This is a genomic window from Erwinia rhapontici, assembly GCF_020683125.1.
Taxonomy (GTDB): domain Bacteria; phylum Pseudomonadota; class Gammaproteobacteria; order Enterobacterales; family Enterobacteriaceae; genus Erwinia; species Erwinia rhapontici.
Map to the genome: position 1 here is coordinate 2,696,208 of NZ_CP085627.1, position 15,840 is coordinate 2,712,047.

General features: G+C 55.8%; 8 protein-coding genes. 3 read left to right on the plus strand and 5 right to left on the minus strand.

Going from position 1 to position 15,840, the window contains the following annotated elements:
• Positions 1 to 40: 40 nt before the first annotated feature.
• From acnA to topA, 5 genes are all read right to left on the minus strand, one after another.
• Entirely contained in the window at positions 41 to 2,722 is a 2,682-nt protein-coding gene (gene acnA / locus LJN55_RS12640; RefSeq protein ID WP_227534577.1) for an aconitate hydratase AcnA, read from the minus strand.
• A 545-nt stretch (positions 2,723 to 3,267) separates the two neighbouring features.
• On the minus strand, positions 3,268 to 3,435 hold the full coding sequence (locus LJN55_RS12645; protein ID WP_227534578.1) for an AraC family transcriptional regulator: 168 nt from the start codon (positions 3,433 to 3,435) through the stop codon (positions 3,268 to 3,270).
• A 2-nt stretch (positions 3,436 to 3,437) separates the two neighbouring features.
• Positions 3,438 to 3,596: a YmiA family putative membrane protein gene (locus tag LJN55_RS12650; RefSeq protein ID WP_133841910.1), complete on the minus strand. Its 159-nt coding sequence runs from the start codon at positions 3,594 to 3,596 to the stop codon at positions 3,438 to 3,440.
• 501 nt (positions 3,597 to 4,097) lie between these two features.
• Positions 4,098 to 5,072: an HTH-type transcriptional regulator CysB gene (cysB, locus tag LJN55_RS12655; protein WP_062743153.1), complete on the minus strand. Its 975-nt coding sequence runs from the start codon at positions 5,070 to 5,072 to the stop codon at positions 4,098 to 4,100.
• A 253-nt stretch (positions 5,073 to 5,325) separates the two neighbouring features.
• Positions 5,326 to 7,923, minus strand: coding sequence for a type I DNA topoisomerase (gene topA, locus LJN55_RS12660; RefSeq protein ID WP_227534579.1), 2,598 nt, complete (start codon positions 7,921 to 7,923; stop codon positions 5,326 to 5,328).
• A gap of 613 nt (positions 7,924 to 8,536) precedes the next feature.
• On the opposite strand from topA, the gene LJN55_RS12665 reads away from it, so the two are divergent.
• Genes LJN55_RS12665 through LJN55_RS12675 form a run of 3 tightly spaced genes read left to right on the plus strand, consistent with a single transcriptional unit; the run spans position 8,537 to position 15,833 of the window.
• The gene (locus tag LJN55_RS12665) at positions 8,537 to 12,355 is read left to right on the plus strand and encodes a DUF4132 domain-containing protein (RefSeq protein ID WP_227534580.1); all 3,819 of its coding nucleotides are present in this window, start codon (positions 8,537 to 8,539) and stop codon (positions 12,353 to 12,355) included.
• Between the two features lie 29 nt (positions 12,356 to 12,384).
• Complete coding sequence (locus tag LJN55_RS12670) at positions 12,385 to 13,464, plus strand: ATP-binding protein (RefSeq protein ID WP_227534581.1); 1,080 nt, start codon at positions 12,385 to 12,387, stop codon at positions 13,462 to 13,464.
• A 32-nt stretch (positions 13,465 to 13,496) separates the two neighbouring features.
• Positions 13,497 to 15,833, plus strand: a complete 2,337-nt coding sequence (locus tag LJN55_RS12675) for a DUF5682 family protein (protein ID WP_227536391.1) — start codon at positions 13,497 to 13,499, stop codon at positions 15,831 to 15,833.
• Positions 15,834 to 15,840: the final 7 nt, after the last annotated feature.

The window sequence follows — 15,840 nt, forward strand, 5'->3', positions numbered from 1 at the left end:
GACCGGCATCATGCAGGTCGCCAGGGAAACACCGCGTGGGTTATTGCAACATATTGCGGATCACATAATGCAAGATGCCGTCATTCTGGTAGTACGTCAGCTCATTACCGGTATCGATACGGCAACGCGCTTCCATCACTTCCTGACGCCCATCAATGCGCGTCAACGTCACCTTCACCACGCATCCCGGTGTTAACTGCTTCAGATCCTGCACATCAATCTGCTCATCCCCGGTCAGCCCCAGCGTTTTACGCGTGACGCCTGATGGAAACTCCAGCGGCAAGATCCCCATACCAATAAGATTCGAGCGGTGAATACGTTCAAAGGATTCGGCAATCACCACCCTAACCCCTTGCAGACGTGGACCTTTCGCGGCCCAGTCGCGGCTGGAGCCCGAGCCGTACTCTTTCCCGGCGATCACCGCCAGCGGAATGCCAGCCTGCTGATAACGCATGGCGGCATCATAGATCGCCATCTGCTCATCGCCAGGAATGTAACGCGTCATTCCCCCTTCCACGCCCGGTACCATTTCGTTACGAATACGGATATTGGCAAAGGTGCCGCGCATCATCACTTCATGGTTACCACGGCGTGAGCCATAAGAGTTGAAATCCGTTCGCTCGACGCCGTGCTCCAGCAGGTAACGTCCGGCCGGACTGTCGGCTTTAATGCTCCCTGCCGGTGAGATATGGTCTGTGGTCACCGAATCACCGAGCATCGCCAGAATGCGTGCACCCTGAATGTCCTGAACTGGCTTCGGTTCTCTTTCCATATCATCGAAGAAAGGCGACAGCCGGATGTAGGTCGAACTGCCATCCCAGTCATAGGTCGCGGCTTCACTGACCTTGATCTGCTGCCATTCCGGGGTGCCCTCGAAGACTTCGGCATACTCTTTATGGAACATATCGGTAGAAACCATCTGCACGGCTTCGGCGATCTCTTCCGGCGAAGGCCAGATATCCTTGAGATACACTGGATGACCTGCTGCATCTTCGCCAAGTGGCTCCGTTTGCAGATTCAGGGTCATATTACCTGCCAGCGCATAGGCCACGACCAGCGGCGGTGACGCCAGCCAGTTGGTCTTCACATAGGGATGGATGCGTCCTTCGAAGTTTCGGTTTCCCGACAGCACCGCGCCGACGGTCAGATCGCCCTGTTTGATCGCGGATTCGATCTCATCCGGCAGCGGGCCGGAGTTACCGATACACGTCGTGCAACCATAACCGACCAGGTTAAAACCGAGTTTATCGAGATAAGGCGTCAGGCGCGCAGCGGCAAGATAGTCAGACACCACTTTGGAACCTGGCGCAAGAGACGCCTTTACCCAGGGCTTAGGAGCAAGCCCCAGATCCACCGCTTTTTTCGCCAGCAGACCCGCCGCCATTAATACACTGGGGTTGGAGGTATTGGTACAGGAGGTGATCGCGGCAATCACCACCGCGCCGTCATCCAGCTGATACTGTTGATGGGTTTTACTGTCCAGGTAGCTGACGGTTTTGTGGGCTTTCTGCGCGTGATTCACTTCCAGTTCATTACTGGCGCGGAAGGCCGCCGGGACGTCGCCCAATGCGACACGGTCCTGCGGGCGCTTCGGCCCGGCCAGGCTGGATTCGACTTCCCCCATATCCAACGCCAGCATGCTGGTAAAGACCGGTTCATCACCGGTATTGCGCCATAATCCCTGCGCTTTACTGTAAGCCTCAACAAGCGCTACCTGCTGCGTGCTGCGCCCGGTCAGTTTCATATAGCCCAGCGTTACGGCATCCACCGGGAAGAACCCGCAGGTCGCACCGTACTCCGGGGCCATATTGGCAATGGTGGCACGGTCGGCCAGCGGCAGATCATCCAGCCCGTCGCCGTAGAATTCAACAAATTTACCCACTACGCCGTGCTTACGCAGCATCTGCGTTACGGTCAGCACCAGGTCAGTGGCGGTGATACCCGCTTTCAGCTTACCGGTCAGTTTGAACCCGACCACATCCGGAATGAGCATTGACACCGGCTGTCCCAGCATCGCGGCTTCCGCTTCAATCCCGCCAACGCCCCAACCCAGCACGCCCAGCGCATTAATCATTGTGGTGTGTGAATCGGTCCCCACCAGCGTATCGGGGTAAGCCACCTCTTTTCCGCCCTGCTCTTCATGCCAGACGGCCTGACCCAGGTACTCCAGATTAACCTGGTGACAAATACCCGTCCCCGGTGGCACCACGCTAAAACGATTAAAGGCCTTCTGCCCCCAGCGCAGGAAGACGTAACGTTCATGGTTACGCTCCATTTCCAGACGCACGTTTTCTTCAAACGCATCGTCATCACCAAAGTGGTCAACCGTTACCGAGTGGTCAATGACCAGATCAACCGGCGACAGCGGGTTCACCCGGGCGACATCGCCACCCAGCCGTTTCACCGCCTCACGCATGGCGGCAAGATCAACCACAGCAGGCACGCCGGTAAAGTCCTGCATCAGGACACGTGCCGGGCGATAGGCAATTTCGCGGTCAGCATGCGCATTTTTCAGCCAGCCGGCCAGTGCATGGATGTCCTCATCGGTTACAGAGTCACCGTCCTGCCAGCGCAGTAGGTTTTCCAGCAACACTTTCATTGATTTCGGCAGGCGTGAAATATCGCCCAGTTCAGCCTCAGCCAGGTGAAGACTGTAATACTGGTAACGTTGCTCGTGGACAGACAGTACATCCTGACTGAGTTGGCGTAGGGTCGTCGACATTGCTCCTCCATTGCGTATTATTTTAACATTTACCTTAAGTCACCGGAGCCGTGCTGCGGGGATAAAAGGTAAAACCTTAGTAAGCACAAGGTTTGTTTAAACATAGCACAAGCGAATCGCAACGATTTGATAACAACACTAATTGACAACAGCTGAAACAAACTGAAATTAAAATACAAAAACGCCCCGCTGTACTGGCCAGCGAGGCGTTATTTGTTATTACGCGGGTGATGATTAAATAGTGCGATTAACGCACCATCATTCCAATCCATACCGCGCTGGTCCAGAACAATGCTGAGAATGTCCAGGTGCTGAACCAGGTAATTTGGGTTAAGTTCATGTTTATACTCCTGCAGGCCATCTCTGACCAAAACGTACCACATTAAACACTCTGCATTTAAAGCGAGGGTTTTACCGTTAAATGATGGGTTTAGCATCAAAAATGGGCGTCAAGATGCCCTGGCCAGTGAGTCGGCCTGAATGATAATTAACGCTGTTTTAATTTTGATTCTCAGCAAAACGCCGAGTGAATTTTAATAACTGCTTTATTTAACTTTCTTCTCTTCGAACATTGACTCAATAAAATTACGCTGCAGGTCATTCAAATCCCATGATGCCGGAATGGCGTCCTGAGTCTTGTTCTTGCCCTTACAGAAACGATCGTTCGTTTTGCGGACTTGCTGTGCTTTCTGCTCTGGCTGTCTCAGGTACATTGTTATCCCCATATACGCCATACGAATAAGCCAACCACTCCCCAAAACAGGGCTGAAGCAGCGAATACCGTCATCCAGGCTTTGCGTTTCAGATTGCTGTTACGCTCAACCTTGATGGTTTTGTCCCCGAAGCCGGGTTGTACAGATAATCTAGTCGCCATAGTTTTTGATAATCACTCTCATTAAAACGATTGTTTGAACCAATCAGAAATTAGGATGAATCCTAAACATTCTCTGTTGCAAAATCCAGTAATTTTTATTGAACAAAACGATTAACAGGATTAATCATCCATGAAGAAGATTAATTAAAAATGCTCACTCAACTCAGTCTCATTAATTATCACTTAACACAAATTAAGAACACCGAGTTCCATTACAGGTCCATTCTAAATTAGAGTTTTCTTTACTCCTCCTTTCGTTGCAGCTGTTCTCACCTGCTTTTAACTAGAGTATGAGAATCATCCTAACTGAGCGCAAAGGGGGACAATGAAAACTGTGTACTGTTTCTCATTTAAGAAATAACAATAGGAGAACATGTGATACATCTTTCATTTACGAAAAAATAATCAAAGGACATTAACGAATGGGGTGCCAACTGGCATCAATGGAAAAAAAAAGAGCCGCAAAGCGGCTCCGGACAGGTTTTTTCATCACCTGAGTGATTATTTTGCGGGCAATTTTATATCTTTAAACATCGCTTCAATATCTTCATTCGAACGCAAACCTACAGCAGTATCAACAACATCGCGCGTCAGATGTGGGGCAAAACGTTGAATAAAGTCATACATATAGCTGCGCAGGAATGTGCTGCGACGGAAACCGATTTTGGTCGTACTGAAGCTGAATACATCGGTTGCTTCGATACGCACCAGGTCCGGATCGGACACCGGATCGACCGCCATGCTGGCAATCACCCCAACGCCCAGTCCCAGCCGGACGTAGGTTTTGATCACGTCGGCATCGGTCGCAGTAAAGACAATACGCGGGGTCAGCCCGGCACGGTTGAATGCGGTATCCAGTTCTGAGCGGCCCGTAAAGCCGAAGGTGTAGGTCACTAATGGGTATTCTGCAAGTTCCTCAATGGAGACTTTGCTCTTCGCTGCGAGGGGATGATCGGGCGTGACGACGATGGCACGGTTCCAGTGGTAACACGGTAACATGATCAAATCGTCGTAAAGGTGCAGCGCTTCGGTGGCAATCGCGAAGTCGGCATTGCCTTTTGAAACCGCCTCTGCGATCTGCGTAGGCGATCCCTGATGCATATGCAGGGAGACGCGCGGATAGCGCTCAATAAACCCTTTAATCACATTGGGCAAAGCGTAACGTGCCTGCGTATGCGTAGTGGCAACGTACAGAGAACCCTTATCTGGCCAGGTGTGCTCTCCGGCGACAGATTTAATCGCATCCACTTTCGATAACACTTCTCGTGCAATGCGGATGATCTCCTGCCCGGCAGGCGTCACCTGAGTCAGATGTTTGCCACTACGGGCAAAAATCTGAATGCCAAGCTCATCTTCCAGCATACGTACTTGCTTACTGATGCCCGGTTGCGAGGTATACAGCCCTTCGGCCGTTGAAGAGACGTTGAGATTGTGATTCACCACTTCAACGATGTAGCGCAGCTGCTGCAATTTCATTTTTCGTTCCATCCAGGGTTTGAAACAATGCGCCGAAAACCGAGCAACAGTGTTCAACTCTGTGGCTGGCGCTCTAATCAGGCAATCGCTCTAATGCAATTAGATAATAAGAAAGGGGTTATCTATAACAACTATATCAAAAATGTGGGATATGTATAGCACAGCCAGGGGAATTCATCAGCGGGAACAGAAGAAAAGAAGGTGCGGGGGCAGCGATGACAGGCCGCCCCCGACGGGGATAATTCACGCAACGTTACTTCTTGGTGACTTCCCATTTACCATCAACAAAGAAAGCAGACCAGCCAGTGGCTTTTCCGTCTTTTTCTGTGCTGACGTACTGCTGTTTTGTTTTGCGACTGAAACGCACGACGGCTTTGTTACCTTCTTCATCGGTCGTTGGCGCATCGGCCAGGTAACGCAGTTTTTCCGGCAAACGGTCGCGGAAGCGTTGCAGCTCTTCCACCTGCGGCGCGCGGGTCTCACGCGATTTAGGGAACGTATTGGCCGCGAGGAATACACCAGCAGCACCATCACGTAGAACGAAATAAGCGTCTGACTTCTCACACGGCAACTCAGGTAACGGCACCGGATCTTCTTTCGGTGGCGCGACTTCGCCGCTGCGCAGAATTTTACGCGTATTTTTGCAATCGTCATTGGTGCAGGACATGTACTTACCAAAGCGACCCATTTTCAGGTGCATTTCGGAACCACATTTCTCACACTCAACGATCGGACCGTCATAACCCTTGATGCGGAACTCGCCCTGCTCGATCTCATAACCATCACATTCTGGGTTGTTACCACAGACGTGCAGCTTACGCTGAGGGTCGATCAGATAGCTGTCCATCGCAGTGCCACATTTCTGGCAGCGGCGACGGGCGCGCAGTGCGTTCGTTTCCGCGTCATCACCTTCGAGAATATTCAGTACTTCATTCTCAGGAATCAGGTTAATGGTCTGCTTACAACGCTCTTTCGGCGGCAACGCATAGCCAGAGCACCCGAGGAATACCCCGGTGCTGGCAGTACGGATACCCATCTGGCGGCTACAGGTTGGGCAGTCAATTGAAGTCAGGACCATCTGATTAGGCTGCATACCGCCTTCTTCAGGATCTTTCTCTGCCTGCGCCAGTTGATCGCTGAACTCACTGAAGAACTTATCCAGCACGGCTTTCCACTGGGCCTCATTCTTCGCGACTTTGTCGAGGTTGTCTTCCATGTGCGCGGTGAAGTCATAGTTCATCAGCTCACGGAAGCTCTCTTCCAGACGGTCGGTAACGATCTCACCCATTTTTTCCGCATAGAATCGACGGCTTTCTACCTTCACATATCCACGATCCTGAATGGTCGAGATAATAGAGGCATAGGTAGAAGGACGGCCGATACCGCGTTTTTCCAGCTCACGAACCAGCGAGGCTTCGCTGAAGCGGGCCGGTGGTTTGGTGAAGTGCTGGCTTGGCACCAGTTGCTGGAGACTGAGCTCACTCCCCACTTCCACAGCAGGCAGCACGCGATCTTCATCACCTTTACGCAGCGCAGCCATCACACGCGTCCAGCCGTCAAAGCGCAACGTGCGCCCTTTCGCCTTCAGTTTGAAATCGCCCGCTTCCACCGTCAGCGTGGTGGAATCGTATTGCGCCGGCATCATCTGGCAGGCAACAAATTGACGCCAGATCAGCTGATACAGCTTCTGCGCGTCGGTTTCCATATCTTTTAGCTGCTCAGACTGCACTTTCACATCCGATGGACGGATGGCTTCATGCGCTTCCTGGGAATTCTCTTTGCTGCTGTAGACGTTGGCGGCTTTCGGCAGGTATTTCGCGCCGAACTCATCTTCGATGTAGCCGCGCACCATGCCGACAGCATCCTGGCTCAGGTTGGTTGAGTCAGTACGCATATAGGTGATATGACCGGCTTCATACAGACGCTGGGCCATCATCATGGTTTTCTTCACGCCAAAGCCAAGACGGGTACTGGCCGCCTGCTGCAGCGTAGAGGTAATAAACGGTGCGCCGGGCTTGCTGCTGGTGGGCTTATCTTCACGATCGGCAACCACATAGCGGGCTTTCTCCAGCAGGCTGACAGCGGCGTAGGTCTGCTCGCGGTTTACCGGACGGAACGGTTTATCGCCCTGATGCGTCACCTGCATCGGCAAATCCACCCCTTTCGGCGTGGTCAGGTCTGCATTCAGATCCCAGTATTCTTCCGGAACAAACGCTTTGATTTCGCGCTCACGCTCAACCACCAGTCGAACGGCGACCGACTGAACACGGCCAGCGGAAAGACCACGTGCCACTTTTTTCCACAGCAGTGGAGACACCATGTAACCCACAACGCGGTCCATAAAGCGGCGCGCCTGCTGGGCATTAACACGGTCAATATTCAGTTCACCCGGCTTTTCAAATGCCTGGCGAATCGCATTCTTGGTGATTTCGTTAAACACCACGCGGCTGTAGCGCGATTCATCGCCACCGATCACTTCCCGCAGGTGCCAGGCAATGGCTTCCCCTTCGCGGTCAAGGTCCGTTGCGAGATAGATATGGTCAGCTTTCTCAGCCAGCGCCTTGAGTTCAGCGACAACTTTTTCCTTGCCCGGCAGGATCTGATAATTCGCATCCCAGCCGTGATAAGGGTCGACGCCCATACGGTTAACTAACGCCGTCTTTTCGTCTTTTTTGACCTTTTTGGTTGTTTTACTGGTTGTAGAGTCAGCGCTCTTTTTAACTGTTGATCCACTGGTCGGCAAATCACGGATATGGCCTACGCTGGATTTCACCACGAAGTCATTACCGAGATATTTATTGATCGTTTTGGCTTTTGCCGGGGACTCAACTATTACGAGAGCTTTTCCCATAGTTACCTTTACCTGATTAAAACATCCGAGAGTAAGTGTGCCGTTTTGCACTCGTCACATCGCGCACTAACGATAGGGTTATCGGGATAACAGATTCAACCCGGTTAACTTTTTATCCATTCCAACATAATAACGCACGTTGCAACCAGTTGATTAACGGTACTTTTTACCACCTGTTAAGCGAATCTCTAACAGAGCGTAAAGTCTGTTTTACGCCCGGAACCCGAAACGCCCACACTCTACCTGATAAAATCTGTTACGCAACTTAATTAGCATCAACCCCCCATTTACGCCAGGAAAGGCAGCAAAAAGAGATAAATTTGTGCTATTCGCCGCAACGCCCGGGCACCACGAAGCACAGCATTTGTTCACTGAGACGACTGCCTTATAAAGGAAGAAAAAAACGATTTGCCTGCGGATATGATATTTGGATAATCAACCGATTGATAAAAGCGAGATTTTTCCGCTTGAACCCCTTTCTGGCGTTGATTACATTGACCCACCGGTCTACCGCCGCTGCTGCAAAAAAAAAGTGACCGGAGGCAGAGAATCGCTTCTCTTTTACGGATATCGCTGCGCTATCGATGTCCTGTTCAACACAAATGGAAACCACATGACCACCTTGATTTATCAGGATGAAAAATCCCACAAATTCTGGACCATTGTACAAAAACAACAGGAACTCCATCTCAGTTGGGGACGTGTGGGAACTCAGGGGCAAAGCCAGATAAAAAGCTTTGATGATGATGAACAGGCCAGAAAAGCGTGCGAGAAGCTCATTAAAGAGAAGAGCCGCAAAGGCTATCTGGCAGCAGGTGAAGATAAACAACAGAGCATCGCTTCTGCTGGCAGTGCAGCCTCAGTCCAGGCCGTGCCACCCGCAGCCGTGGCGCCAGCCAGTCCGAAAAAAACACCGTCCGCCGCGCCAACGGCTGACGAGCCTCTCACCGCTTCCCCCGTAGCCGCTCCCCTCAGCGCCGTCGTCAACCCTGCGGCACCGCTGTGGCTGACAGAAGATGATGCCATTACGCTGCCGCAGAAGCTGTCGGTACTGGCACTCAGCCACCGTGACAGGCCACTCCCGACCATCGGTAAAGTCGAAGAACCCGCAGAACAGTTACGTCGTCTGAAGGTCTTGAGCCAGGAAACCAAAAAGAACGGCGGCATGGTCCTGGACGGCAGTCGCTGCGATAGCCGCTGGCAGCAGGCGTTCGCCATCGCGCAGGCCTGTCTCGCCGAGGCGAAACCGCTGCCGCAGGACTCCCCGATGGCCGCTGCGGCCCTGATGAAAATCAATCAGACCTATGCGGGGCGCGACACTTCGCTGCTGATCGATGCCATCGTGGCCAGCTATGGCCTGGAGTATGCCGTCGAGATGATCATCGCCAGCCTGCAGATTGGTCTCGACCGGGATTACCGCTCGCGCAACATCTCGTTTTATCCGGCGGATAACCCACCTGCGGGTTACCAGCAGAATATCGTTGATTATGAAATGCGTCTGCGCTGGCACCTCTCTGCGGCACAGCCAGACCTGTGGCAACGCTGCGCAGACCGCCTGGTCGCCGCCCTGCCGCTGATCCCACTCTGGCGTCAGCCGCTGGTGTCATTGCTGCTGCCGGAGCGCCCCGAACTGGCCGATGAAATCACCCTGCGTGCAGGACGCGACCAGGATCTGACGGCACTGGAGTGGCTGAAAATGACCGCGACGGATGCAGCGACCTTGCACGTGCTGGAGTATTACCAGGCGTTAGAACTGTTTGATAGCTGGTATTACGGCGAAATACTGACCAGCACTGTGCTGCTGGAGCAGGGTGTGTGCGCGCTACCGCGTCTGGCGCCCTATGCTCACGGCGATCGCTGTGGCGAAGTGCTGATGCACGTCAACCATCCGCAGGCACTCATGATGTTAATTGACGCTGCCGGTAAGGGAAAACGCAGCTATGAGCGCGCAGCAAAAGCCAGTAAACGCTTCCCTCACGCCGCGTTCGCGGCCCTGGTTCGCCTGCTAAACGGTAAAGAGGATGCGCTGTGGCGTAGTCAGCTTCATGCCCTGCTGCACACTCAGCCGCAGCTGGCTGCTGAGTGTGCCCCCTGGCTCTCCGCGGAGGAACGCGCTTTGGTGGAGAGCAGTCTTGCGCAGCTGAACGTTAAAACCGACTGCGCCAGCGCGGAGATGTTACCGGCGATCCTCGTGTCTCCGCCGTGGACCGTCAAAAAACAAGTCGGCACCATTCCGCAGTTGACGTTATCGGTGCAGCCTGTCGCGCCGCAGTTCGACGGCGTGCCAGAAGACCAGCTGTCGATGTGGTCGAATCATCGTAAGATCAAGGTGGAGGGTCTGAAGACAGAAGAGATCCTCGCGCGTTTTGGCTTCAATTCATGGAACCAGTCATTGCCAGACACAGCGGTGCAGGCCTATGACGAGGATAATTACAGTCAGCTTATTGCCGACTGGGCGACCAACCACTCGCATTACGCCAGTGACTGGAACCTCACTATTTTACCCGGGTTGCCGCGTGAAAAAGGCCTCAACCTGTGGAATGCGCTCAGTACGGAGCATCACACCGGTATTGCGCTGGTCATGGCACATTTCGGCCTGGACGGACTGCCCGGCTTTATCAACAGTGTTGGCCGCCAGCCGCAGGAAGCGCTGCCCGTCGCACTCTGCGTGGGTAGCACCGACCTCGCACCGCTGGTTTCACGGGCGTTTTCCAAACTGAAAACCCTGCGTGCAGAGGCGCGTAACTGGCTGCTGAAGTACCCGGAACATGCGGTAGCTGGCCTGCTGCCGGTGGCTTTCGGCAAAGCCGGAGAAGCGCAGGATCACGCGCGTCTGGCGCTGCGTCTGCTGCTGGATAACGGCTATCAGGAACTGCTGGAAGCGGTGGCTGGACGCTATGCGCAACCCGAGGTGCTGGCGGCGGTCAATGCCCTGGTGCAGCTTGACCCACTGGACGATTTCCCGGCAAAGCGCCCTGCATTGCCGGACTTCTGGCAACCCGTGCTGTGGACGCGTCCTCTGCTTCATAACGGTAAAGCCCTGCCGGAGGATGCCCTGATGCACCTCGGCACTATGCTACGGTTCCCGACGGAAAATGGCCTGTATCCGGGGCTGGTCCAGGTCAAAGAAGCTTGTACGCCGGACTCACTGGCCGCGTTTGCCTGGGATCTGTACACCGCGTGGATGGCCGCCTCTGCACCGTCAAAAGAGGGCTGGGCGTTCAGCACGCTCGGGCTGTTCGGCAACGATGATATCGCCCGTCAGTTAACCCCGCTAATCCGCAGCTGGCCGGGGGAATCTCAGCATAAACGTGCCGTTGCGGGCCTGGATATTCTGGCGGATATTGGCTCGGATATCGCGCTGATGCAGCTCAACGGCATTGCACAGAAGCTGAAGTTCAAAGCGCTGCAGGAGCGGGCGCGTGAAAAAATCAGCCAGATTGCCGAAAAACGCGAACTGAGTGTCGCAGAGCTGGAAGACCGTCTGGCACCAGACCTGGGGCTGGATGACAATGGCTCATTGCTGCTTGATTTCGGTCCGCGCCAGTACAGCGTCAGTTTTGATGAGTCGCTCAAACCTTTCGTACGTGACAGCAGCAGCAGCCGCCTGAAAGACCTGCCAAAACCGAACAAGAGTGACGATGCTGCGCTGGCGACAGAGGCGGTGAATCGCTTCAAATTACTGAAAAAAGATGCGCGCACCATCGCCAGCCAGCAGATCGCCCGTCTGGAAAGCGCAATGTGCCTGCGCCGCCGCTGGACAGAAGCCCAGTTCATCCAGTTCCTGGTGGGTCATCCGCTGGTCGGTCACCTGACCCGCCGCCTGGTGTGGGGTGCCTATGATGCCGATAACCAGTTGCTGAGCTGCTTCCGCGTCGCGGAAGACAACAGTTACAGCACCGCAGACGATGACCTGTTCACACTGCCGCATAACGCTGTTGAAATCGGTATTCCGCATATTCTGGAAATGCCGCCCGAAGATGCCGCCGCCTTTGGTCAGCTGTTTGCGGATTATGAGCTGCTACCGCCCTTCCGCCAGTTGGATCGTAACCGCTATCTGCTGACCGCTGAAGAGCGTGAAGCCACCGATTTACAACGCTGGCAGGGCAGGCTCTGCCCAAGTGGACGTCTGGCCGGACTGACCAGCAAAGGCTGGCTGCGTGGCGTGCCACAGGATGCGGGATGGATCTGCTGGATGTTAAAACCCCTGGGGAACCTGACGCTGGTGCTGGAAATGGGTGAAGGCCTGGGCGTTGGCATGGCACCGGATGAATTTAACAAGGAGCAGTCGCTGGCAAGCATCTGGCTGTGGCACGGCGATGCCCACCAGTATGGCTGGGGCCAGCAGCACCCGCAAAAGCATCCGTTCTCACAACTGCATCCGATTACCGCCAGCGAAATGCTGAGTGATATTGATGCGCTGTTTGATTAATGCCTGAACCCGTTTGTTAAGGAAAGACCATGTCTGATGTATTGCAGCGGCCCCCGGCCGCGGTACTTTACGCTGCGGAACTGGCGCGGCTGAAACAGGATGACAGTGGCCCCCTGCCCCCCGGCTGGCAACTCAGTCTGCCGGCAGCACGGGCATTTATCCTGGGCGATGATGCCCGGGATATCAGTGCAAAAGTCGTCACGTCGATCGCCAGCGTTGAGCGCATGCTGGTGACGCTGGCCACCGGGCGCGGTCTGATGCTGGTCGGTGAACCCGGCACCGCAAAATCGCTGCTGTCAGAGCTGCTGGCAACCGCCATCAGCGGTGATGCCGGGCTGACCATTCAGGGCGGCGCATCGGTGACAGAAGATCAGATTAAATACGCCTGGAACTATGCCTTACTGATTAACCAGGGGCCATCAACTGATGCCCTGGTCCCGGCCCCGCTTTATCAGGGCATGTGTGAGGGTAAAATCGTACGTTTCGAAGAGATCACCCGCGCACCGCTCGAAGTGCAGGACTGCCTGCTTGGGATGCTGTCTGACCGCGTGATGACCGTGCCGGAACTGAGCGGTGATGACAGCCAGCTGTATGCCCGTGAAGGCTTCAATATTATCGCCACCGCCAACACCCGCGATCGTGGCGTTAACGAGATGAGTGCCGCGCTGAAACGCCGCTTTGACTTCGAAACCGTGTTCCCGATTATGAATTTCGAGCAGGAGCTGGCGCTGGTCTCTTCTGCGTCTGCACGTCTGCTGACGCACAGCGGCATCCCGCATAAAGTGCCGGATGACGTGCTGGAACTGCTGGTGCAAACCTTCCGCGATCTGCGCAGCGGTGGAGAGAAAAAAAGCGCGATGGACAGCCTGAACGCCATTATGTCGACGGCTGAAGCGGTCAATGTGGCACATGCGGTGGGCGTACGCGCCTGGTTCCTGCAACAGCGCGCCGGTGAACCGGCTGACCTGGTTGACTGCATTGGTGGCACCATCGTCAAAGATAATGAAGACGATCGCGCACGCCTGCAACGCTACTTTGAGCAGCGCGTCGGTAACCGTAAAGAAGCGCACTGGCAGGCGTATTACCAGGCGCGTCACCGGCTGCCATGACCCTCCCGGCAACAGATCGTCCTCCAGTCACGATGCCCCCGGCCGGTGAACCGCTCATCCTCGGCATCCGCCACCACAGCCCGGCCTGCGCCAGGTGGGTTAAGCACAGCATCGAACAGCTACGCCCGGCCTGGGTATTGATTGAAGGCCCGGCGGATTTTAACCCTCGACTCGATGAACTGCGGCTGGCGCATCAGTTGCCGATCGCCATTTACGGTTACTGCCAGTTTCAGGATCACGATACGCCCGGTATCGGTGCCTGGACACCGTTTGCCGAATGGTCACCTGAATGGCAGGCACTGCTGGCCGCACAACGGCTGAAGGCCGAAACGCGTTTTATCGATGTGCCGATCTGGGCGCAGACAACCGACGATGACGAAGACGACAGCGACAGCGACAGCGACAGCGACAGCGACAGCGACAGCCAGCACTATCATCAGCGCCAGCAGGCGATGATGGCGGCCTGCGGGATGGAGAGCAGCGATGCGTTATGGGACCATCTGTTCGAAGATGACGATCAGCATAACGAACTCCCCCGCACGCTGGATCGCTGGTTTCAGCAACTGCGTGACGGTTGCCCTGGCAGCCCGCAGGATCGGCAGCGCGAAGCTTATATGGCTCGCTGGATCGCCTGGGCGATGGCACAGGATAACGGCCCGGTGCTGGTGGTCTGCGGAGGCTGGCATGCTCCAGTCCTTGCCCGTCTGTGGCGCAGCGTTTCAGATACCAGGGAACCCGGGCTGCCTGACCCACCCCTTACCGGTGCCGTCACCGGCAGCTATCTGACCCCCTACAGTGAAAAGCGGCTGGATGTGCTGGCAGGCTATCTCTCCGGGATGCCCGCGCCGGTGTGGCAGCACTGGTGTTGGCAATACGGGCTGCAACAGGCCGGGCAGCGTCTGCTGGAAACCGTTCTGACCCATCTGCGCCGCCAGCATCTGCCCGCCTCAACCGCGGATATGACCAATGTCGTCTCCATGGCGCGGGGGCTGGCGGCACTGCGCGGGCACCGGCTACCGCTGCGCAACGACTGGCTGGATGCGCTGGCGGGCAGTCTGATCAAAGAAGCCCTGCATACACCATTACCGTGGAGCTATCGCGGTCAGTTACAGGCGGGCACGGATCCGATTCTGATCACCCTGGTAGACGTGCTGGCAGGACATCGCTTTGGCGAACTGGCCGCCGACACACCACAACCCCCCTTACCCCAGGATGTGATACGCGAGCTTGCGCACGCCAGCATTACGCTCCCGTCCACCCTGACCCTTAACCGCTTTGATGCGGAAGGATTAGGGCAAAGTCAGGTGCTGCATCGCCTTGCGGTGCTGGATATCCCCGGCATTCTCTGCCAGCAGGGCCACACGCTGGCGCTTTCCGGTGACGGTGAAGAGCAGTGGACGCTGACCCGGCCATTGCAGCAACATGCCGCCCTGATCGAAGCCGCACGCTATGGCGCCACGCTGATCGAGGCCGCGCGCAACCGTCTGGAATCCGCGATGGCCGGGGCCGATGACATTGCGTCACTGGCCGCCTGGCTGCAACGCGCCGCCCTCGCCGGGCTGTCCACATTCAGCCTGCAACTGCTCTCCCGGCTGGAGCAGCAGATCGCGCTGGAGAGTCAGTTTGAGCAGATGGGCCCCGCGATGGAGATCCTCTACGCGCTGTGGCGCCACGACACCTTCAACGGAATGCGCGACGCCGCCATCCTGCACACCACTCTACGGGCAGCGATAGACCGCACATTGTGGCTGGCGGAGTCGACCGGGCTGATTGATGCCACGCAGATCAATGCCCATCTGCACAGCTGGCAGGCACTGTGCCATATTTTGCGCGATGAGCAGAGTCACCCGCAGCCCGATCGCGCTCTGGTGCTGTTGCCGCGTGCGCTTGCCGTGCTGGAACGCCGTTGCCGTGCAGCGGAGGCGAGTGCGCTCAGTCGCGGCGCGGCGCTGGGTGCGTTGATCCGTCTGGAGCACCCCAGCGCCGATGCAGAGGCGGCACTGGCGCTGCTGGCTGCACTGCCTGCGGCACGGCTGGGCGAGGCGCTGCATGGACTCATCGCGCTGGCACGCCACCAGCTGGCATCCCATCCGGCCTTTGTCGCCGGGTTTAATCAGCAACTGATGCAGCTGGCGGACGATCAGTTTATCGCCGCCCTGCCCGATCTGCGTGCCGCACTGGCGTGGCTGCCACCGCGCGAACGGGCAGCGCTTGCACGTCAGGTGCTGGCGCATTACCAGCTCTCCCACTTGCCAGAACATCTGTTACAAACGCCGCTGCCGGATGCCTGTGCTCCTGCCGATTTTCTTCGTCACCAGCAACAGGAGCAGCGCACCGTCGATGCGCTCCGCGCCTGGGGCATACTGTGAGGACCCC

Excerpts from the sequence above, each read along its gene's own strand:
- acnA (WP_227534577.1), bottom strand. The coding sequence starts at position 2,722 with ATGTCGACGACCCTACGCCAACTCAGTCAGGATGTACTGTCTGTCCAC.
- LJN55_RS12645 (WP_227534578.1), bottom strand. The coding sequence starts at position 3,435 with ATGTACCTGAGACAGCCAGAGCAGAAAGCACAGCAAGTCCGCAAAACG.
- LJN55_RS12650 (WP_133841910.1), bottom strand. The coding sequence starts at position 3,596 with ATGGCGACTAGATTATCTGTACAACCCGGCTTCGGGGACAAAACCATC.
- cysB (WP_062743153.1), bottom strand. The coding sequence starts at position 5,072 with ATGAAATTGCAGCAGCTGCGCTACATCGTTGAAGTGGTGAATCACAAT.
- topA (WP_227534579.1), bottom strand. The coding sequence starts at position 7,923 with ATGGGAAAAGCTCTCGTAATAGTTGAGTCCCCGGCAAAAGCCAAAACG.
- LJN55_RS12665 (WP_227534580.1), top strand. The coding sequence starts at position 8,537 with ATGACCACCTTGATTTATCAGGATGAAAAATCCCACAAATTCTGGACC.
- LJN55_RS12670 (WP_227534581.1), top strand. The coding sequence starts at position 12,385 with ATGTCTGATGTATTGCAGCGGCCCCCGGCCGCGGTACTTTACGCTGCG.
- LJN55_RS12675 (WP_227536391.1), top strand. The coding sequence starts at position 13,497 with ATGCCCCCGGCCGGTGAACCGCTCATCCTCGGCATCCGCCACCACAGC.